Source organism: Psychrobacter fjordensis (assembly GCF_904845995.1).
Lineage (GTDB): Bacteria > Pseudomonadota > Gammaproteobacteria > Pseudomonadales > Moraxellaceae > Psychrobacter > Psychrobacter fjordensis.
The window spans coordinates 165,800-186,342 of sequence record NZ_CAJGYP010000001.1 but is presented as its reverse complement, the minus strand read 5'-3'; the positions used below and the strand labels follow the sequence as shown (position 1 = coordinate 186,342).

Here is a 20,543-nt window from a genome sequence, read left to right as displayed (position 1 = left end):
ATGATTAAAGGATAGAATGAAGAGTAAGTATATATGAGCATCTTAATAGGCATTGGCATTGTAACGACAGTTACTACCTTTTATCTGGGTAAAAAAGGCTGGCAAGCTTTCCACAAAGCTGTTGGTATTACGCCAGGTGTGCTCGTCTATCAGAATGATAATGCACCATTGTCATTATCCAAGCTCAGTTGGCAACAATTAAGTTTAAATAAGAAACATCTAAAAAATCTGCCAGAGCAGCAGCTGCGTCAATTAAAACGTATTGATGAAAAAGTGAGTCACTATCAAGCATATCAAACAGCGCTACAAGCTCAGCATAAGACGCCTGCGGTAACAGAGCAGCAGTTTGTATTGAATAAGATGCTGCATACTCGGCTTCCAGAAATGTTAGCCAGTCATTACCAATTTACAAACATAAATACCAATAATGGGAAAAGCGAAAAAAGATTAGAGGCTAGTGAGTTATTGCAGAGTGTTTTAGATAACATCGAACAGCGTTTGGATAGACTACTGGCACAAATGGACGAGGAGCAACTACAAGAGCTGCGAGTCATGAAGCATTATATTAATAGCCATGGTAGCTGAGCCTAGATTGTCATATTTATCACGACTTGCTATAAACGACCCACAAAAAAGCTGCCAATGATTATTCATCACTGGCAGCTTTTTTATGCGTCACTTTAAAACGATACCATTCACAAAAATTAGAGTAGCAAGGAAAACAAGTGCAAGTACTACGAAGGGTAGACTAAACGAGTTTGACACAGCTAATCGTATTTTTTGGGTTTGGTATCACTTAGCGCTTATCGTTGCGGTCACGAGTGTTACGCGTACCACGGCTGGCAGGGCTAGCACTGCTCTTAGGTTTTACGCTGCTGTTGCGATTGTCGCTACCACTGCGGCTATCGCTACGACTGTCAGTAGCGCGACGCGCTTTAAGCGGCTTGCTTCTGATACGCTCTTGCTTCTCTTTCGCTGCGCCATGCAGACCCGTACCATAACGAGGACGCAAGCTTACTAAATCGGTCAACGTATTGATGTCTTTTCTATCGAGTTCTAAGAAGCGACCAGTACGTAACTCTTTTGGTAGAGCAATCGTGCCATAGCGTGTGCGTAGTAGACGGCTAACTTTTAGGCCTTGCGACTCAAACAAGCGACGTACTTCACGGTTACGGCCTTCTTTCAGCTGGACGTGATACCATTTATTGACGCCTTCACCGCCACCGTCTTTGATATCTTCAAACTTTGCAAGGCCGTCTTCTAGCATGACGCCAGCCGTTAGTGCACGGGCAATCTCAGGCGTCACTTCACCCAATACACGTACCGCATATTCACGAGTGACTTCACCAGATGGATGCATCAAGCGATGCGCCATTTCACCATCATTGGTAAACAGTAACAGACCCGTTGAGTTGATATCCAAGCGTCCGACCATTACCCAACGGTCATGAGTAAGTTTTGGCAAACGCTCAAAAACGGTTGGACGACCTTCTGGGTCTTTAGCAGAGCAGACTTCGCCTTCAGGCTTGTAGTAAGCGATAACACGGCGACGCTTCTCATTTTCAGAGGTGTATTTAATCTGACGGCCATCAACGCGAATCTCATCGCCTTGTTCAACACGATCACCGATGGTTGCTGGGCCATTATTGACAGTGACGCGACCAGCTTTAATGACTTCTTCCATCTGACGGCGTGAACCAAGTCCCATGCGGGCGAGGGCTTTCTGTAATTTTTCGTCTTTCATAATTATAACCTTGAGTCGGTGGGTTTACATTTCTCAATGTAAAAAAATTTGGATTGACTATTCTACGCTATTTTGATGACTTTAGCACGCAAACCTGTTGTTACTAATTATATAAGTTGTTGTTATGGAAATAAAATTGAATAAAAGTTTATTGATTATATACAGCTATTTCAACCAGATATCGGCTCGATTATATCGAAAGTTATCTTTTGACAAAAGATACCCTTGTTTAATTAATACTAAATTATCGGTTGAAATATAAAGTGCGACATTAATTTTTAAAAGTTACAGAATTATTACTTGTATTCTTTGCTATCTGCCCATTATTTAATCCTTCCAGTTGTGTCTACTTCTAAATAAATTGGTTAGGCATTGTTATAAAAGGGCTGTATTGAAAATGGGAAATAATCAGAAATTGTTATATGAGAATTTATAAATATTGCGTTGTGTATAGTTTGAGTGTATATTTGATATATACATTCTTTTTAGTGAATATATTTATCATAGTGAGCGGCTTCGATTTTATGCAATATTATAAATATGAGTAACTGTTATGGTTTATAAATACTTCATTTCTGTACGCAAGCGCTTTTTAATGACGAGCATTGTTGGCTTGTTATTAACACTCTCACTTGCGAGTTGCACAGTCAATTCAGGACTTCAGTCTGGAGATGTACCGGAATCAGGTGCGTTTACTGCAGAAAATGGCCTACAGTTTTATATTCAACCTTTGAATTTGGCGACCTTGCCACGTACAGAAGCCATTACCCCAGATCAGGATTTATATCATTTAATTAAAACGTCTGGTCGAGTCAGTTATGGAATTGCTAAAGGTGACATTCTCAATATCATACTCACCAGTTATCCAGACATTAATGCATCGACATCTAGCCTAACTGTTGATCAGCAAGGCTTTATACAGTTCCCGTTGATAGGACGCATTCAAGCCAGCGGAATGAGTGTGCCGCAATTCACCGCAACCTTACAAAGTAAACTACAACGTTATCTAAAATACTCAGATCCTCAGGTCAAAATCATCAACTATCGTGGTAGCAAGTTTTTTGTAGATGGTGAAGTCAAGGAGTCTGGTGAGTTTACGATTGCTGATGTGCCAGTCTCCGTATATGGAGCAATCTCTATGGCAGGTGGTACGACTGATGCTGGTGATTCAAATCATATTGTATTAAATCGCCAAGGCAAGAGTTACAAGCTAGGTATCCAATCATTACAGCAAATGGGACTGTCTGCCAATCAAATATATTTACAAGATGGTGATGCCATTCATGTCAACAGCCAAAGTCGTAATAGAGTCTATGTATTGGGTGAGTTTGGCAAAATTGAACCAGTTTCTATTCCTGAGCAAGGGCTGAGCTTGGCACATGTGTTAGGCGAGTCGAACGGGCTAAATTCTAATACCGCCAATGCTGCCAAAGTATATATCGTTCGTGATAACCCGCAATCACAATATACGCATATTTATTATGTCGATATGCAGAGCATCACCAGTTTGGCATTGGCGAGCCGTTTTGACATGCAGGCCAACGACATACTTTATGTAGATCCAACAGGTTTAGCACGCTGGAATCGTATCATCAGCGCCATTCTTCCTTCAACATCAGCAATCAATCTGATTTCAGGGATATAGGAGTCCATTATGACTGCGTTTGACAGTATCTTAGTCGTCTGCGTTGGCAATATATGCCGTAGCCCGATGGCCGCTGCTATTTTGAGAGAGCGCTATCCAGACAAGCACGTAGACTCTGCAGGTCTGTCAGCGTTAGTAGGTCATTCTGCGGATACCAAAGCCATAGAATTGATGGCCATTCACGAAATAGATATCAGCTCACATATCGCCAAACCTATCAGCGAAGCGTTAGTCAGTCATGCAGATTTAATTTTGACTATGTCAGTGAGTCAAACCAAGTGGATTGAGAATCGGTGGCCACATTGCCGTGGCAGAATTTTTCGAATTGGTCATTGGATTGATAAAGATATTGTAGATCCTTATCAGCAGGATAAATCGGTATTTGAGACGAGTAGACAAGATATTGACGACAGTCTTGAACAGTGGGCTATTAAGATGAGTCAAGCGACTGAAATAAAAGAACTGAAGGTTAGTGAGTGCTATTAAGCGATAAACATTGGGTAGTGAGTATATGGTTATGAATAAAACAGATTCAAAAAACCTATCAATGCCTACGGGCAAAAAAGACACTGACGACATCGACTTAATGGCGCTGGTTTTAGTATTGCTGCGCGGTTGGAAAATAATAGCGCTCATGGTGGTATTGGGTTTATTGATAGGCTTTTTGTATACCCGTCATGTCAATCCAACGTTTAAATCAGATGCGCTGATACAAATTGAAGAGAATGCCCAAGGGGTAGAAGCACTTGGCGCGAGTATCTCAGAGTTAGTCGGTGCAGAAACAAGCAAAGCAGAAACAGAGGCAGAGCTTATAAGATCACGCATGATACTAGAGCCTGTGGTAGATCTACTGCATCTGCGTATTAGACTCACGGATCCTAATATTGGATATATTGATACGATCAAAAGAAACTATATAGAGACTCAAGTTAATACAACCGATGAAGTGTCACTGAATACCGAAAACGGCGTAGTAGAAATCAGTCAGTTTGATGTATCGAAAGCTTATTTGAACCAATCTTTTACCTTGAATAAATCTGCCACTGGATTTGTTTTGAGCAATGGCCTGGATAACTTTAAAGGTCAGCTAGGTCAGCCGTATCAGTTTAAAGGGTCAAAAGGTCAGATTAATATCACCGTGACCGGATTACCGACGGGTAATTACCCAATTAGTATTAGTAAGCAGACATTAAAAGCCACGACAGATGGTATCAATAGCGCCCTAACGGTTGAAGAAAAAGGTCAAAGCACGGGCATTATCCAGCTATCGATGACGGGTGCAAACCAAGAGCAAATCACGACCATACTCAATCAAATAGTCCGATCTTATGTGGATCAAAACCAGTCGCGCGGCTCTGAAGAAACGACCAAAACGCTCACCTTTATGGAAACGCAGATACCGCTATTAAAAGGGAAGCTAGAAGCGTCTGAAGCACTATTTAATGATTTTCGTAAAAAACACGGCACTATCGATGTGGCTCAAGAGGCTGGCTTATTATTAAGCGAAAATTCTCGGATTGACGGGCAGCTCAACGATCTTAAGCTCAAAAAAGCAGACTTGACCACTTATTATACTGAAGAACATCCCTTGGTCGTTCAAATTAATGAGCAGCTCAAAGTACTGAGTAATAGAACAAAACAAATAGAAAGTACGGTATCAGGTCTACCTGAAATCCAGCGAGAATTTTTAAAACTATCAGAAGATACCGCCATCAATAGAGAAATCTATCTGACGCTACTCAAGAATTATGAACAACTAAAAATCGTGAAAGCGGGCCAGATCGGCTATGCTCGTGTCATCGATACACCCACCAGTACCTTTAATGCCATTGCCCCTAATAAGCTACAAATCATGATGCTAGCCATATTGGTCGGCACGATGCTTGGGGTGATATTGGTTTTACTCAGAAACTTAATGAGGACGGTTGTAAAAGATCCAGAGCGCTTAGAGTCTAAGACAGGTATTCCAGTCATTGCCACTATCCCGCGCTCACCTTTACTATCCAGATTGAGTAAAAATAAAAAGACCACCGATCGAATGCTTGCTCATGTTGACCACAGTAGCTTGAGTTATGAAGCCATCAAAAGCTTAAGAACAAACCTGATGTTTGGTATGCCAACAGGCGCAGTGGCTGGCGAGTCCGCACAAGTCATATTGATTACTGGAGAAAGCCCAAGTGTCGGCAAGTCCTTTATCGCGGCCAATTTATCTGAGGTGTTTGCACAGCTTGATAAAAAGGTTTTGATCATTGATGGTGACATGCGCTTAGGCGCGCTGCATAAGATGTTTAAGCTGAGCCCGCAAGACGGTCTCGCCGATTATTTGTTGCAGAATAAAAAGAGTGCGTCTCCCATTAACGGTATTCAAGCCGCCAGCGAGGTATCTAATCCAGAGATTGAGACTTTTATTCATCCTACTGGTATGGAAAACATTGATTTTATATCGCGAGGACAGTCGTCAAACAATCCTACTTCACTATTAATAGGTCAAAAGTTTAATCAGCTTATGACAGTGCTGAAGACGCAATATGACTATATTGTCATTGATTCGCCACCGATATTAGCAGCTTCAGACGCAATGGTGTTAGCGCAACATGCGGACAAGGTGCTTATCGTTACTAAATTTAATCGCTCAGTAGAAGGTCAGCTGATGTATGCGGTCAAGCAGATGAGTAAAGCCAATGTGCAAGTAGATGGCATTATTCTCAATGATGTACAGCAGAGCCGTATGAACAAATACAGCTATCATTACCATTATGCCTATGGAAATAACCGCTAATTCGTATTTTGTGGTTGTTCATTATCATCAATACAATTTAAGTGAGTGGATCTTATGTTTATAAAAACAGAGTCTAACAATGCTTATCGGTCGACTGGTGAGTTACATCAATGGTCGAAGCGTGCGGCTCTGCTTTTATTATCATTACCACGGTTTGTCAAATGCTCTATTTTATTTAGCATAGATTATGCTGTATCAATTTCTTGCTTATTTTTAGCCTTGGCATTACGACAAGGGTATGTGGCGCATCATGTCAGTCTTATAATATTGGTTTCATATGCATTTATCCCTGTGGCGAGCCTGTATCTTATCGGGTTTTATAGAGGTGCTTCTAGAGGTTTTTTTGATGCGGTAATGGGTCGTGTATTGCAGTTGTTTTTGTTGCTTATTATCGTCTACCAAGTGCTTATCTATGTAAATCCCCTATCAATGATACCGCGCTCAGTACCCATCATATTTCTATTTTCTTTTTTTATCTGGTTATGGAACAGTAGGCTGATAATACGTACCTTTTTGAAACGGCTGCAGAAAACAGACGAAAAACGTCGTTCAAATGATTGCTGTGATAACGTGATTATTTATGGCGCAGGAGAAGCGGGTAGAGAGCTGCTAGAAAGCTTGAGACATTCCCATAAATATAACGTGGTGGCATATATCGATGATGATCAACAGTTGAGAGGTGCTTACTTGCATGGTAGAAAAATATATGCCGGTCATGCGCTGCCCTCGTTAATAGAGAAGTTTGATGTGGCACAGGTGATTTTGGCGATGCCTTCTATGAGCCGTGCCCGCAAAAAGCAGATTATGGATAGCCTATCAGGTATTTCTGTCAAGATAAAAGATTTACCGAGCTTACGAGAGTTGGCAGACGAACGAGTGACAGTCAGTCATATACGACCCGTTGATATTTTGGATGTCCTTGAACGCGATACAGTCGAGCCAGTCGCTGAGTTGCTGCAAAAAAATATTACGGGCAAAAACGTCCTCGTGACAGGTGCTGGTGGCTCTATTGGTAGTGAATTGTGTCGGCAAATTATTAAGAATAAGCCTAAATGCTTGGTGTTATATGAGCAGTCTGAATATGCTCTATATACGATAGATCAAGAGCTCAGAAATAAAAAGATAGAAAATATCGATTATCAAGATATTGAGATTATTAGTATCATTGGAAACGTGGGTAATGAAAAAAAATTAATCAATATATTCAAAATTAACCATATAAATACGATTTATCATGCAGCTGCCTACAAGCATGTCCCGATTGTTGAGTCGAATCCCTTTGAGGGCACGATTAACAATACCAAAGGCACCTATCATTGTGCTCGTGCTGCGATACAGGCCAAAGCGGATACCTTTGTATTGATTTCTACGGACAAAGCCGTGCGACCTACTAACATCATGGGCGCATCCAAACGCTTGGCTGAGTTGGTTTGCCAAGGCTTGAGCCAGCATAGTAGTCACACTTGTTTTAGCATGGTGCGTTTTGGCAATGTATTAGGGTCTTCAGGCTCTGTCGTACCGTTATTTACCAAACAGATTGAGCAGGGTGGTCCGATTACCATCACCCATCCAGATATAACACGCTACTTTATGACCATTCCAGAAGCGGCCAGTTTGGTGATTCAGGCAGGGGCTATGGCATTTGGTGGGGAAGTGTTTGTACTTGATATGGGTGCACCCGTCAAAATTGTAGACCTTGCTAAGCGTATGATTCGTCTTACTGGCTGCGAGTTAAAAGATGCGAGCAACCCTAATGGAGATATTGAAATTGTTTTTACTGGATTGAGGCCGGGTGAAAAGCTCTATGAGGAGTTAATCATAGGTGAAGATAATATAGAGACCACGTTTCATCCGTTAATTATGCAAGCAATGGAGCACAGCTTTCCTTTAGAAGATATCGAAAATGTTTTGTTTGAGTTTATAGAAAAAGCCAAACAACAGGATGTGGCATGGCTAAAAACACAATTTAGAGTGTTTGTAGAAGGATATCGAGAAGGGGATGATGTCAGGGTTGAGGTCGAAAAACTGACATCATCGCTGGTAGATGAGATTGGTTAATACAGTAGACAGGTAACCACAAGATTGTTAGTTTTTTATAAGTTATATGAAACATAAAATTGGATGATGAGTAATGGCCTCTGAAGTGTTTTTATCGATACAGAGCGTAATCAGTCGATTGAAAACCAGTCACTTTGTACGAGATGTGGCCATGGTTGGCGGCGGTATTGCGGCTGGTCAGGCAATCGCTATGGTCTTTATGCCGTTTCTCACCAGATTATATAGCCCTGAAGATTTTGGTATTGCTGCCACATTTGCCGCAATCATCAGTATTATTACTCCGATTGCGACCATGGGTTATGCCAATGCCATTGTGATGCCTGATAGTGACGAGGATGCTGCAGCCATTATCAGGTTGTCTGTGTTACTCAGTTTGTTTGTCGCTGCTATATCGTTCATCGTTGTCTATTTTGGTAATGTTTATTTGGCACGATGGACAGGTATGGAAAGTACACCATACATGTTGTATCTCATACCTTTGACGCTATTGGCAGGCGCGTTTCTATCTGTTGCTGATCAGTCTGCTATCAGAGTAGGTTTGTTTAAAGCCAAAGCTCGTGCTTATGTAGAGAGCAAGCTTGTGACAGATACCAGTAAGTTGATAGGGGGTGTATTGGCACCTTCTGGTATGTTGCTTATTTTATTAACGATAGCAGGGCAGCTCACGAATTTTATGATGCAGATGCTTCGTGTGCCTAGGATTGGTGTATTAAATGTCCGAAACTGGTTTGGCACGGTTGGTATTCGTAACGCTGCTATATCGCAGCGTGACTTTGCCATATATCGTATGCCACAGAGCATGCTTAATGCTGCTTCAGTAGGGTTGCCAACTATCTTGTTAGCATCACTATTTAGTGCTTCTTCTGCTGGGCAGTATTCGTTGGCTGTTCTTGTGCTTGGCGCACCAGCGATGCTGTTAGGCCAAGCTGTTGGAGAGGTTTTCTATCCTAAGATTACGCGTGCGATCACAGCAAAGTCACCAGAAGCTTATCAGTTTTTATTAAAAGTGACGGTAATTCTATTGGTGGTTGGTATTGTTCCATTCGGTACAGTGTTCGTTTTTGGCGATTATCTTTTTTCTTTAGTGTTTGGCGCAGAGTGGGCGTTAGCAGGTAGTTATTCGCAGTGGCTTTCTATTTGGCTTTTGACCAGCTTGGTATCGGGTGCGAGCACTGCGGCATTGCCAGCATTACGTTTGCAGCGTTTTCTTTTGATTAGAGAAGTGTTTGCAGTGATATTTCGTGCTGCAGCGCTGTATATAGGTTTTTACGTTTTTGAGTCAGATATGGTCGCTATTGCCCTGTTCTCATTTGTTGGGGTATTGCTTAGTTTATCTATCGTTTATGTCGCTTTTCGGCGTCTTGTTCATATCCATGAAGTGCAGCAGTAGGTAAATATCTTGACTGCGTTGGATGGCACAAAGGATATGCATTAGAAGTCTCAACTCAAGAGGCTCACTATGATTTCAGTTATTATCGCCGCATTTAATGCCGCTGCCACTATTGATCGTTGTATTAGTAGTATTGACGTTGCGAAAAAAAGCCATGAGATTGAGTTGATAGTTATTGACGATGGTTCTGATGATGAGACTGCTAGGTTATTGCATAGATGGGAAAGTGATAGGGTATGGATTACGGTGAAATATCAAAAAAATGGGGGTGTGGCAGATGCTCGTAATACAGGGCTTGATATCGCAACCGGCAACTACGTCGTTTTTATAGATGCGGACGACACTATCGACGATTGGTATTTTGACTTTGTCATTGCACAAGCGGTTGATCGGGATATCGAGATGTTGGCGTTTGGTCATAAGCGCATCATGCTAAATGGTGATGTAATCGAGCGCCATAATATTTCAGCAGAATATTCACGGCAAGATATTGAAATGCTACAGCTGAGAGTGACAGAGAATAGAAATATATATTGGTATGTAACTACCAAGGTTTATAGCAAAAGCCTGATAGCGGATTTACGGTTTAATTGTGACGTAAAGCTTGGTGAAGATGGTATTTTTAATATTGAGTGCTTGGGGAAAGCGAACCATTTATCTGTCGTACCCGACTGTCCATATAACTATTATGAAAATGCTACTTCGATGACGAGTTTGCAATATAAGTCAGGGCTGTTGGCATCTATTGAAGCGGATTACAAAGCCAGGATTAGGATACATGACTGGTCTATCAGTGCTACTGAGAGGCAAGTGCTGCTATCAGATTTTTCCCGTAGTTATATCGAGCATATGCTGCCATATTTACTCAATAATTTGGCTCATATTCAGATGAGAAAACGCCATGCAGAGTTGATAAAAATACGCCAGTCTTTCGTTTATCAGAACTGTTTACTGCACTATCATCAACAACACCCAGCGCGAGGCATTCGTATCTTGATTTCATGTTTTTCACGACATTGGTATGTTATGACATTGGTTTTTCTTCAACTGTCTTGGACTAAAGCAAAGGTAAAAAGACATGTTTAATATTGATTTGTTTCCTCAGGCATTAAAGAGTGATGAAAGCGGACAGACTCGTTCTTGTTTGCTGAAACAAACGGCTGCGAGCGAAAATTCTACCGAACAAGAATTGTGGTTTGCGTATCCTATTAATTTACCCATGCCAGAAGACGATGATTGCGACTCTTATTTGTTAGCCACATTGTTGCCTGCGATGCAGCTGCGTGCGGCTATTCATGTCCATGGTAGCGTGTCCCACGGGCTCTTAGCCAATCTGACAGAACTACAGTATGTCTGGAATAAATGGTTACCAGAGCGTTATTTTCTGATTGATATACAAGTTGATCGTATTAGAGAGAGCGACGTACAAGTAGATGGTGCGATTGCTGCATTTTCTGGTGGTGTGGATGCTCAGTTTACCGCTTATCGTCATGCGACAGGCAGAGCAGGATACGCCACACGAGCTATTAAAGCTGGGGTTTTTGTGCATGGCTTTGATATACCTTTAGAGAATACAGAAGGCTTTGCCAGTGCAGCAAAAATAGCGGCAAAAACACTTGCAGATATCAATATTGAACTATTGCCAGTTGAGACAAATATTCGCACGCTTTGGTCTATCAACTGGGAAGACTATCATGCTGCTGCTATTGCCTCAGTATTATGCGGCTTAAAAAAATATGCTGGTATTGGACTCATCGGTAGTGGTGATTCTTATGATGTATTAATCAGTCCTTGGGGCTCACATCCAATTACTGATCCGCTGCTGAGTTCTGGCGACTTTAGACTCATTCATGATGGTGCTGGTTTTAGTCGTTCAGAGAAGCTTCAAACTCTTTCAGCATGGCCTTTGGGTATTGAAAGCCTACGTTTCTGCTGGGCGGGTGACCAGAATGATAGCAACTGTGGCCGCTGTGAGAAATGTCTTAGAACGCGTCTCAACTTTTTGGTCGCAGGTATAGATAACCCTCAATGTTTTAGTGAGCCCATTGATTCATCGCTTTTTAAATCAATGGCTCTAAAGAGCAAGGCTGTCAGTATAGATTGGAATCTAATTCGTCATGAGATGATTAAAACGGGTAGAGGTCTTGAATGGCTACCATACATTGAAAAAGCACTCAAACGTAAACCGCCTCCTAACTTGAATAGATTGTTTCCTTTTGGTTCAAGACGTCGTATGTGGGTGAAAAAAATGTTAATGAGAAACAAGTAAGGGAGTGTCGAAAATGAATACTACCGCTATAAAAAAGCTCATACCACTCAAACTAAAAAAACATTTAGCCACCTATATGGGCGCACGCGATTTACCACTTCCGAGCAGTAATCGATGCTTCATTTTTCTGGCTGCTGACTATGGCAATATTGGTGATATCGCTATCTCTCATGCTCAAAAGCAATACTTGCAACATGTGATGACCGATTATGAGGTGGTTAGTGTTCCTATTAGTCAAACCAGACTGGTGCTCAACTCGATTAAACAGCAAATAAAAGAGAAGGATATTGTTACTATTATCGGTGGCGGTAATATGGGTGGCACATATCCTGACATTGAGGAGCTGCGCCAAGTAGTCATCAAGGCGTTTCCTGCCAATCGCATTGTTTGTTTTCCTCAGACATTGGATTGGAGTGATTCTGCTAAGTCTAAGCGTGTATTGCATCGTATCGTAAACGTCTACGCCAAACATCCAGATATACATATCTTTGCCAGAGAGTCGATGACAGCGGCCAAGCTTAGCAAGCTTTTTGCTGAGTATAGCAATGTCCATATTGGTCTTGTGCCAGATATCGTCATGAGTGCAAACGCAGCAGTACTTGGAACGACAGATAAGTTAGCACCTTCAGGTATTTTGCGATGCTTACGAGATGACAAAGAAGCTGCGCTATCAGGTGAGCAATATGCAATGATAGACAAAGCCTTAGCAGATACTGGCTATCAGATTGAAAAGACAGACACCCATGCTGGCGGTTCTCAATTGGACGAGGCACATTGCTCAAAGTTGCTAACTGACAAGCTTAGCCAGTTTCGTGCTGCAAAGTTGGTTGTAACTGACCGTTTGCATGGCATGATTTTATGTTTGCTGTCGGGTACGCCCTGTTTGGTATTGCCGAATTCTAATCATAAGATAAGACAGACGCAGTTGGACTGGTTACGCAATCATCCAAGACTCGTATTTTTAGAACTAGATGAGATTTCTGAGATTCCGAAATTCATCGATAGGCTTCTATCACTACCTCACGGTACGATGATTGAGTCACCCGTTCACATCAATGAGTACAATGATTTAAAAAAATCGGTGGCCAGGATATGACCATCGCAGCCGAGCCATTAGTGAGCATTATCGTGCCAGTATATAACGTCGCGTCATATATTGACGCCTGCTTAGCATCTATCAAGCAGCAGACTTATAAGAATATTGAAATTATCATCGTTGAAGATTGCTCCACTGATGACTCAAAACAAGCACTAACCCCATATCTCACAGATAAGCGCATAAAAGTCATTCAACATAATGAAAACAGTGGTCTTTCTGCTGCTCGTAATACCGGCATTAAATCTGCGATAGGCGAGTATATGATGTTCGTTGATTCCGATGATATCGTAGATATTCGCTTGGTGGCAGCTTGTGTAAATTGCGCCCTCACCACGAATGCAGAAGTAGTGACGTATGGTTTTGTACCGTTCAAAGAGGGAGTGGCAGAGACAGAACTACCGTATCCAGATGCCAGCTTAGCATTCGATGCTGCCAGAATAGATGACTCATATTTTAGCCTACCGCATTTTGCGTGGCTCAAATTTATTCGGTCTAGTGTCGTGCGGTCTGCTTTTCTACATTTTCCAGTGGGTCTATATTACGAGGATTGGCCGTTTCATTGGCATCTTGGCTTATCTGCTAAGGTGAGATATCAACTGCCTATTGATTTTTATCTGTATAGACAGCGAGGCACGTCGATTACAGGTTCAACGGATAAAAAGCTATTAGACCTCTTCGTTATTCACTCAGAAGTCATAAATCTAGTAGAGAGCTATCAAGCGGATAAAGTTAAAAAAATACTCGCCAATAAAGTTAGACAAAGTCATTGGAGTATTCTTACCCGTATAGATAATGAATATTTAGCAATGGCATTAGCACAAGCCAAGAAAGCAGATAAGACGCTACGATTAAAGGGTTATGAGAGCGATTTGACATTAAGACATCTAATGATCAGCAATATAGTACGTATGCCAAGCCAAGTCGCTTTGTCTATGTTGCAGGTGCTTCGTCAAGCGCTAGATAAAAGAGCAAGAATGAAAGGTTAAGAGAAGACAGGTTGAAAATACGTTTGGCTTTATGTTTCTTAATAGGTAAAGAGATGGCTATTCAGAGAGTACTGCACATAGTGGGGAAAATGGATCGTGCTGGGGCAGAGACCATGCTCATGAATCTATATCGCCATATAGATCACAGCCAGATTCAGTTTGATTTTATTACCTTTACCGATGAGGTCGGTGACTATGATGCTGAGATAAAAGCGTTGGGGGGTAGAATTATACCCATTTTAGCCAGTCATTCATTGACGCGTATGCTAAAGCTTAAACGATTTTTTAAACAGAACCCTGACTATCACATCGTTCATGCTCATATGCTATTAAACAATGCTTTTCATCTATTGGCTGCTAAAAGTGCTGGCGTGCAGCATCGCATTTCACACTCTCATAGCACCAGTAATGGTAAAACCAATATTGTTAAAAAAATATATGAGCAATGGGCATTAATTACCAATCGTACATTAGCCACTAAGAGAATTAGCTGCGGTGACCATGCTGCAAATTACCTATTCGGTACTACAAAAGATGTGTGGCTACTTCCCAATGCCGTTGATATACAAAAGATGATGACAGTCGCTAACCAATCACGACATTATATCGATCAGGAGTTTGGTGCTAAAGGATTTGGAGATAAAGGGTTAAAAATTATTCAAGTCGGTCGTCTCAATGAGGTTAAAAACCATCAATTTTCTTTAGAAATCGCTGAGCAGCTAAAAAAACGTCAGATTGACTTTACCTTGTATATCGTTGGACAAGGTCAATTGGCTGCGAGGCTAAAGCAGCAAGTGAAAGACAAATCACTGTGCAGCAATGTCAAGTTTTTGGGGTTGCGTACGGATATCACAGAGCTGATAGCCAGCGCAGATTATATGATCATGCCTTCTTTGCATGAAGGGTTTCCGGTTGTATTGGTAGAGAGTCAAACCGTTGGGTTAACAGCGTTGGTTTCTGATCAAGTATCACCTGAAGTGGATTTAGGACTTGGATTGGTGCAGTTTTTACCTATCCATTCGGCCAAGGAGTGGGTCGATTGTTTATTGAAACCTAAAGACATACGGCCTAATGAAAAAGAAATAACAGAAGCACTAACTCTATATGGATTCAGTGCTGCGATAAACGCGGAAAAGTTAACGCAAATGTATTTGAATATAAAATGACAGCTTTTACTGTTCATTTGAGTTTGATCCAACGTGATTTGAGTACAAGGAAAGAGAGTAAAAGTACTACACATAATAGGCTGAGCGAGCCTGATACCGTATCTGATTGATATAGAATTGACCATATCCACCTTATCGAGGGTTAAATGCTTCCATACCTGTTGGTTCTTAGCCTTGTTATCTTTTGGATCGTACTGGAGAAAAAATCTCTCAACCGTACGTCTTTTTGGTTGCCGTTAATTATTCTGACTTTATTTGCAGGCGCTCGGAGTTATCGTGTCGGTACAGATACAGGGAACTATACAAGAAATTTTAACAGTCAATTGAATGTCGAGTATTTTAGATTTAACGAAGACATTGAGTTTGGTTATCAAGTTTTAGAGTATGCATTGTTGAGCGTGACAAGCAGCTACTTTTGGCTTTTAACGATTACCAGCTTAATCATTGTGTACTGCTATCTTAAGATTATTAAAAAATACAGCGTTAACTATTGGTTTTCAGTATTTTTGTTTATCACATTGGGTGTTTATACGTTTTTTTTCAATGGATTACGTCAAGGGTTGGCGATGGCAATATTTACATTGGCCATCCCATATTTATTAGAAAAAAGACTTATCCCATATCTGTTGGTATGTGCGGTCGCCTCATTATTCCACGTTACCGCATTATTTATCATTCCATTTTATTTTATTATCAACTTAAGGGTAAGACCTGTATATAAAATTTTGGCAACATTTCTAGGATCATTATTGGTGAGTGGCGTACTGGTCTCTTATATTTCTTCTACCAATGATAGGTATGAAAATTATGCAAAAGCTTCTGAAGAAGCAGGTGGGTTTTTAACGCTAGGATTTTATACTGTCCTCATGCTTTTAATTATGCTTGTGAGTTACGTATATAAAATTAAAGATAAAAATTTCCAAAAATTAATAACGTTTTATGCATCAGGCGTGGTTTTTATCATACCTTTGGCGATGTTGGGTACGAGTCCTTCAGGTCCGCAAAGGTTACTGGCTTATTTTACGTGGACGTTAGTTCTAATACTTCCTGTGATGTTGAAAAAAATAAATAACGTTTATCTTTATATCGCTAGTGTGCTGCTGTTTCTCACTTACTTCATGTTGACGACATCGAGATTTAGTAACTTGAGTCCATATATTCTTAATCCGATATTTGAGGTTTTCTAATGAAAAATCAGCAGTACATATCCATTGGCATTCCTATTTATAACGCTGAAGCATACTTGGAAGATGCCATAAAGTCAGTACTGGCTCAAACGTATGAGCTATGGGAGCTGATATTAATTGATGATGGCTCTACGGATGGTTCATTGGCCATCGCTCGACGTTTTGAGAAAGTGGATAATAGAATAAAAGTGATCTCTGATGGCAAAAACAAAAAACTGCCAACACGCTTAAATCAGCTCATTGATGAATCACAATATGACTATATTGCACGTATGGATGCAGATGACCTCATTCACCCAGATAGACTGGCTACTCAAATGGCATTTTTAGCAAACAATACAGATTGTGACCTAGTGTCCACGGGTGTGGTGTCTATTGATAATCATAATAAGGTATATGGCTGTCGTCATGTAGACCGTATTTATACGAAGTTCGACGAAATCGCGCCAGCATATCCTATTGTACATGCCTCTATTTTGGCAAGAAAGACTTGGTATGAACGCAACAGATATGATGATAATTATCCAAGGTCTGAAGATTATGACCTATGGTGTAGAGCCATAGCCAGTCGAGATTTAAGATTGGCGGTATTGCCAGACTTATTATATTACTATCGAGAAGAGGGTAATTTATCATTAGCAAAAATCATTCGATCATACAAAGATAGCTTCAAGACCTACCGTGAATATAAGGGACGTGGTGGGTTAGGGCCTTTAAAACTCAACGCAAAAATAGCAACGGTTAGGTTATTGGACTCGATGGGTTTGTTGCAACGAATAGCCAATAAAAGAAATAAATTAATGATGTCTAATGAACTTAAAACGCAGCATCAAGCTGTCGTTGATAGCATCTGTGCTGAGTGAGTTCATTAATGAGAAACAATGAGGTACTTAAATGAGTTTTAAAATATGCTTTCTTGTGACAGATGCCGTTTCATTTAATGCTCTATACCGCAATCAGCTTGAGTATATGAGGGACAACTCAGATTTTGATATTACGCTAATCTGTGGTGGTAATGAGGCGCAGCTAGATATTTTACGTGCGCGTAATATAGGTAAAGTGGTCAATTTAAATTTTCAACGCAAACCTTCTTTATTTAAAGACACTAAATCACTGGCGCTGTTAACTCGTTATTTTCTATTGAACCGCTTTGATGTGGTGGTTTATCTAACTCCCAAAGCTCTACTATTAGGAAGTATAGCAAGTGCCTTTACTTTGCAAAAGAGACGGATTGCTTTCAGTGTGGGTAGAGCTTATGAGAATTTTTCAGGTTTTAAAAAGCGAGTATTTCAGGGTTTTGATACATTAAGTTTTGCCTTGTCTCATGACGTTCTATTCGTGTCTGAGTCGCTATTGGCTGTGTGTTTAGAAGAAAGGATTTTAAAAAATAGTAAAGCAACCGTCATCGATAATGGCTCATTTAATGGCATAGATATTGATTTGCTTAGTCCTATAGAACAGCAGAAAAAAGATGCATTAAGAGAAAAATATAAAGTGTCTTTGGATTGTTTTTTAATTTGTGTGGTAGGACGAGTGTGTGAAGATAAAGGTCTGACAGACATTGGTTATATATCTGAAACCCTTAAAGAAGAAAACGTCCACTTTATCTTTATTGGAGGTTTTGAAGATGATGTAGGGCAAGCCGTCGTAGAAAAAATGGTTAAAGACAATAGAGCTGTATATATACCAGCCAACCCAAATGTACACGAGGTTTTCCAGTGTGCTGATTTGCATTTATTTTTGAGCTATCGAGAAGGATTTGGCAGTGTTGCGATTGAAGCGGCAAGTTGCGGTGTTCCTACGTTTGCCTACGATGTCGTTGGTGTAAAGGACAGTGTGAAAGAAGGCGTTAGCGGTCAAAAATTTAAATTTAAGGATGCGGCAGCGGTGGCAACCGCGATTAGTGCCGCCACTACTGATAAGGGTTTTAAAAATAAATACCCTGATGCAAGAGGCTGGGCCACTGTACATTTCGAACAAAAAAAGTTATGGCAAAGTTTTTTAAGCTTTTATTTGCGCAGTTTAAATGACGGTATAGATAACAGCGTAGATGGAAAAAGGCGGGCTGAACAATGATAAAACGACTATTTGATATTGTAGGTGCAACAACTGCTCTAGTAGTACTATCTCCTGTCTATGTTGCAACTGCCTACAAAGTTAGCAAGAATTTGGGTTCACCCGTCTTGTTCCGTCAGACTCGCCCAGGACTGAATGGTCAGCCGTTCGAGATGATAAAATTTCGCTCAATGAAAGACAGTGTAGATACAGATGGCAATCTTTTGGAGGACGGTGAGCGATTGACATCGTTTGGGAAAGCACTGCGTAATACTAGTCTGGATGAGCTGCCTGAGTTATGGAATGTGATTAAGGGTGACATGAGCTTGGTTGGTCCGCGCCCGTTATTGATGGAGTATCTGCCATTATATAGCGAGGAGCAAGCTTGCCGTCATAAGGTACGCCCAGGTATTACGGGGTACGCACAAATTAATGGTCGTAATGCTATTGGTTGGCAAGAGCGATTTGAGCTTGATAACTGGTATGTAGACAATCAATCGCTATGGCTAGATATAAAAATCTTACTTAAAACAGTAAAAAAAGTCATCGTAAAGGATGGTATTAGCGCAGAAGGTGAGGCGACCATGAGCAAGTTTACGGGTAATGAGACTAGGGCGTGTCCTAGTAAAAATATGCTTTGATAGATTGAGAACACGCTCTAGCTATTCAATCAAGTCTTTGAGTATTAAAAGTATTATGTAAGAAGTAATAAACCATTAGACATAAGTACCATAGAGGAACATATGCTAAATACCCCTTTTTCACCTTGGCCAAGTTTTACGCAACAAGAAGCCGATGCCGTGAGTCAAGTATTGCTATCCAATAAAGTTAATTATTGGACAGGGCAAGAATGTCGTCAGTTTGAGCAGGAGTTCGCTGATTGGTCAGGTAGCAAGTACGCGATTGCGATGGGTAATGGTACTTTGGCCTTAGATGTGGCCTTGCAAGCGCTTGGAATAGGAGCAGGTGATGAAGTGGTCGTTACGCCGCGTACCTTTATTGCCAGTATTTCATCGATAGTCAATGTCGGTGCGACGCCTATTTTTGCAGAGGTTGATGATGCGACAGGTAATATCACAGCCGACACCATCGCTGCTGTGTTGACTGATAAAACCAAAGGTGTCGTCTGTGTACACTTGGCTGGCTGGCCATGTGATATGGACAACATCATGGCACTCGCAGATGAGTATGGTTTGTATGTCATTGAGGATTGTGCACAAGCTCATGGCGCACAGTATAAAGGCCGTAGTGTTGGGAGTATCGGTCATATTGGTGCGTGGAGCTTCTGTCAAGATAAGATCATGACCACGGGCGGTGAAGGCGGCATGGTTACTACCAATGATGAGCATCTGTGGCGCAAAATGTGGGCGTATAAAGACCATGGTAAGAGTTATGCGGCGGTCTATGAGACTGAGCATGCAGCTGGTTATAATTGGCTGCATGAGAGCTTTGGCACCAATTGGCGCATGACGGAGATGCAAGGCGTCATAGGGCGGATTCAATTGGAGAGGATGAGTGACTGGACTGCCAAGCGTACTGCCAATGCACAAGCGATACTAGATGCGTGTGCTGATTGGGAAGCACAAGGCTATCTGTCGGTGCCAAGGCTAGAGGCGTCTGCTCAGTTTTCAGGTTCTACACATGCGTACTATAAACTGTATGTATATGTGCAACCGGACAATCTACCTAATGATTGGTCCAGAGATCGTATTATTCAAATGATAAATGAGCAAGGCGTACCTTGTTTTTCTGGATCTGCTTCAGAGGTGTATTTGGAAAAAGCGTTTGATGATACAGGGTTACGCCCAGAGACTAGATTGCCAGTCGCAAAACAGTTGGGTGAGACCAGCCTAATGTTTTTGGTTCATCCTACACTGACCACCGCAGAGATAGAGCGAACCGTTCAAGCTATCGATAGAGTGTTCGGTTCAATAGCTAAATGAAGCGTTGCTGATACGCATTGATATTCCGTACGGAAATGCCAGTCTGATATCAGCTTTATGGTTTATTGAAATGTCCATTTAGATGTTAATTGAAAGTCATTAGAGGTTTATTAGTAATAATGTGATACCGCTTAATAGAGTCTTTATAGCAGTTTATGAGTATCTAACCTTATGCCATGCTAGGATTTTTGGACGCAGGCAGGTACAATATCACTATCAACC

Annotated in this window: 17 protein-coding genes; 16 read left to right on the top strand and 1 reads right to left on the bottom strand. The window is 41.1% G+C overall.

The features are described 5' to 3' along the window. Positions 1 to 33: 33 nt before the first annotated feature. Complete coding sequence (locus JMW61_RS00735; protein ID WP_201548555.1) at positions 34 to 585, top strand: hypothetical protein; 552 nt, start codon at positions 34 to 36, stop codon at positions 583 to 585. 211 nt (positions 586 to 796) lie between these two features. Here JMW61_RS00735 and rluB read toward each other — a convergent pair whose 3' ends face one another. Then, a complete protein-coding gene (gene rluB, locus JMW61_RS00730; protein WP_201548553.1) occupies positions 797 to 1,744 on the bottom strand; it encodes a 23S rRNA pseudouridine(2605) synthase RluB in 948 nt (315 codons plus the stop codon). Positions 1,745 to 2,297: 553 nt separating this feature from the next. Between rluB and JMW61_RS00725 the strand changes: the two genes are divergently transcribed. From JMW61_RS00725 to JMW61_RS00655, 15 genes are all read left to right on the top strand, one after another. Next, positions 2,298 to 3,389, top strand: coding sequence for a polysaccharide biosynthesis/export family protein (locus JMW61_RS00725; protein WP_201548551.1), 1,092 nt, complete (start codon positions 2,298 to 2,300; stop codon positions 3,387 to 3,389). A 9-nt stretch (positions 3,390 to 3,398) separates the two neighbouring features. Continuing rightward, positions 3,399 to 3,875: a low molecular weight protein-tyrosine-phosphatase gene (locus JMW61_RS00720; protein ID WP_201548549.1), complete on the top strand. Its 477-nt coding sequence runs from the start codon at positions 3,399 to 3,401 to the stop codon at positions 3,873 to 3,875. A 31-nt stretch (positions 3,876 to 3,906) separates the two neighbouring features. Next, positions 3,907 to 6,168 carry a polysaccharide biosynthesis tyrosine autokinase gene (locus JMW61_RS00715; protein WP_201548547.1) on the top strand — a complete coding sequence of 754 codons (2,262 nt, stop codon included), beginning with the start codon at positions 3,907 to 3,909 and terminating at the stop codon, positions 6,166 to 6,168. A 54-nt stretch (positions 6,169 to 6,222) separates the two neighbouring features. Next, entirely contained in the window at positions 6,223 to 8,226 is a 2,004-nt protein-coding gene (locus tag JMW61_RS00710; protein ID WP_201548545.1) for a polysaccharide biosynthesis protein, read from the top strand. 73 nt (positions 8,227 to 8,299) lie between these two features. Beyond that, positions 8,300 to 9,616, top strand: a complete 1,317-nt coding sequence (locus JMW61_RS00705; RefSeq protein WP_201548543.1) for a lipopolysaccharide biosynthesis protein — start codon at positions 8,300 to 8,302, stop codon at positions 9,614 to 9,616. A 69-nt stretch (positions 9,617 to 9,685) separates the two neighbouring features. Then, complete coding sequence (locus JMW61_RS00700) at positions 9,686 to 10,702, top strand: glycosyltransferase family 2 protein (RefSeq protein WP_201548541.1); 1,017 nt, start codon at positions 9,686 to 9,688, stop codon at positions 10,700 to 10,702. Further along, on the top strand, positions 10,695 to 11,885 hold the full coding sequence (locus tag JMW61_RS00695) for a hypothetical protein (RefSeq protein ID WP_201548539.1): 1,191 nt from the start codon (positions 10,695 to 10,697) through the stop codon (positions 11,883 to 11,885). Before JMW61_RS00700 ends, JMW61_RS00695 begins: the two co-directional genes overlap by 8 nt. Positions 11,886 to 11,898: 13 nt before the next feature. Next, positions 11,899 to 12,981: a polysaccharide pyruvyl transferase family protein gene (locus tag JMW61_RS00690; protein WP_201548537.1), complete on the top strand. Its 1,083-nt coding sequence runs from the start codon at positions 11,899 to 11,901 to the stop codon at positions 12,979 to 12,981. After that, on the top strand, positions 12,978 to 13,970 hold the full coding sequence (locus JMW61_RS00685) for a glycosyltransferase family 2 protein (RefSeq protein WP_201548535.1): 993 nt from the start codon (positions 12,978 to 12,980) through the stop codon (positions 13,968 to 13,970). The genes JMW61_RS00690 and JMW61_RS00685 overlap by 4 nt, the downstream gene beginning before the upstream one ends. A 53-nt stretch (positions 13,971 to 14,023) precedes the next feature. After that, positions 14,024 to 15,136, top strand: coding sequence for a glycosyltransferase (locus JMW61_RS00680; RefSeq protein WP_227687328.1), 1,113 nt, complete (start codon positions 14,024 to 14,026; stop codon positions 15,134 to 15,136). 146 nt (positions 15,137 to 15,282) lie between these two features. After that, positions 15,283 to 16,323 carry an EpsG family protein gene (locus JMW61_RS00675; protein ID WP_201548533.1) on the top strand — a complete coding sequence of 347 codons (1,041 nt, stop codon included), beginning with the start codon at positions 15,283 to 15,285 and terminating at the stop codon, positions 16,321 to 16,323. Next, positions 16,323 to 17,186: a glycosyltransferase family 2 protein gene (locus JMW61_RS00670; protein ID WP_201548531.1), complete on the top strand. Its 864-nt coding sequence runs from the start codon at positions 16,323 to 16,325 to the stop codon at positions 17,184 to 17,186. The genes JMW61_RS00675 and JMW61_RS00670 overlap by 1 nt, the downstream gene beginning before the upstream one ends. 31 nt (positions 17,187 to 17,217) lie before the next feature. Then, a complete protein-coding gene (locus JMW61_RS00665; RefSeq protein WP_201548529.1) occupies positions 17,218 to 18,399 on the top strand; it encodes a glycosyltransferase in 1,182 nt (393 codons plus the stop codon). Then, positions 18,396 to 19,019, top strand: a complete 624-nt coding sequence (locus tag JMW61_RS00660) for a sugar transferase (RefSeq protein ID WP_201548527.1) — start codon at positions 18,396 to 18,398, stop codon at positions 19,017 to 19,019. The genes JMW61_RS00665 and JMW61_RS00660 overlap by 4 nt, the downstream gene beginning before the upstream one ends. A 102-nt stretch (positions 19,020 to 19,121) precedes the next feature. Next, on the top strand, positions 19,122 to 20,321 hold the full coding sequence (locus JMW61_RS00655) for a DegT/DnrJ/EryC1/StrS family aminotransferase (RefSeq protein ID WP_201548525.1): 1,200 nt from the start codon (positions 19,122 to 19,124) through the stop codon (positions 20,319 to 20,321). The last annotated feature ends 222 nt before the right edge of the window (positions 20,322 to 20,543 follow it).

Excerpts from the sequence above, each read along its gene's own strand:
- JMW61_RS00735 (WP_201548555.1), top strand. The coding sequence starts at position 34 with ATGAGCATCTTAATAGGCATTGGCATTGTAACGACAGTTACTACCTTT.
- rluB (WP_201548553.1), bottom strand. The coding sequence starts at position 1,744 with ATGAAAGACGAAAAATTACAGAAAGCCCTCGCCCGCATGGGACTTGGT.
- JMW61_RS00725 (WP_201548551.1), top strand. The coding sequence starts at position 2,298 with ATGGTTTATAAATACTTCATTTCTGTACGCAAGCGCTTTTTAATGACG.
- JMW61_RS00720 (WP_201548549.1), top strand. The coding sequence starts at position 3,399 with ATGACTGCGTTTGACAGTATCTTAGTCGTCTGCGTTGGCAATATATGC.
- JMW61_RS00715 (WP_201548547.1), top strand. The coding sequence starts at position 3,907 with ATGAATAAAACAGATTCAAAAAACCTATCAATGCCTACGGGCAAAAAA.
- JMW61_RS00710 (WP_201548545.1), top strand. The coding sequence starts at position 6,223 with ATGTTTATAAAAACAGAGTCTAACAATGCTTATCGGTCGACTGGTGAG.
- JMW61_RS00705 (WP_201548543.1), top strand. The coding sequence starts at position 8,300 with ATGGCCTCTGAAGTGTTTTTATCGATACAGAGCGTAATCAGTCGATTG.
- JMW61_RS00700 (WP_201548541.1), top strand. The coding sequence starts at position 9,686 with ATGATTTCAGTTATTATCGCCGCATTTAATGCCGCTGCCACTATTGAT.
- JMW61_RS00695 (WP_201548539.1), top strand. The coding sequence starts at position 10,695 with ATGTTTAATATTGATTTGTTTCCTCAGGCATTAAAGAGTGATGAAAGC.
- JMW61_RS00690 (WP_201548537.1), top strand. The coding sequence starts at position 11,899 with ATGAATACTACCGCTATAAAAAAGCTCATACCACTCAAACTAAAAAAA.
- JMW61_RS00685 (WP_201548535.1), top strand. The coding sequence starts at position 12,978 with ATGACCATCGCAGCCGAGCCATTAGTGAGCATTATCGTGCCAGTATAT.
- JMW61_RS00680 (WP_227687328.1), top strand. The coding sequence starts at position 14,024 with ATGGCTATTCAGAGAGTACTGCACATAGTGGGGAAAATGGATCGTGCT.
- JMW61_RS00675 (WP_201548533.1), top strand. The coding sequence starts at position 15,283 with ATGCTTCCATACCTGTTGGTTCTTAGCCTTGTTATCTTTTGGATCGTA.
- JMW61_RS00670 (WP_201548531.1), top strand. The coding sequence starts at position 16,323 with ATGAAAAATCAGCAGTACATATCCATTGGCATTCCTATTTATAACGCT.
- JMW61_RS00665 (WP_201548529.1), top strand. The coding sequence starts at position 17,218 with ATGAGTTTTAAAATATGCTTTCTTGTGACAGATGCCGTTTCATTTAAT.
- JMW61_RS00660 (WP_201548527.1), top strand. The coding sequence starts at position 18,396 with ATGATAAAACGACTATTTGATATTGTAGGTGCAACAACTGCTCTAGTA.
- JMW61_RS00655 (WP_201548525.1), top strand. The coding sequence starts at position 19,122 with ATGCTAAATACCCCTTTTTCACCTTGGCCAAGTTTTACGCAACAAGAA.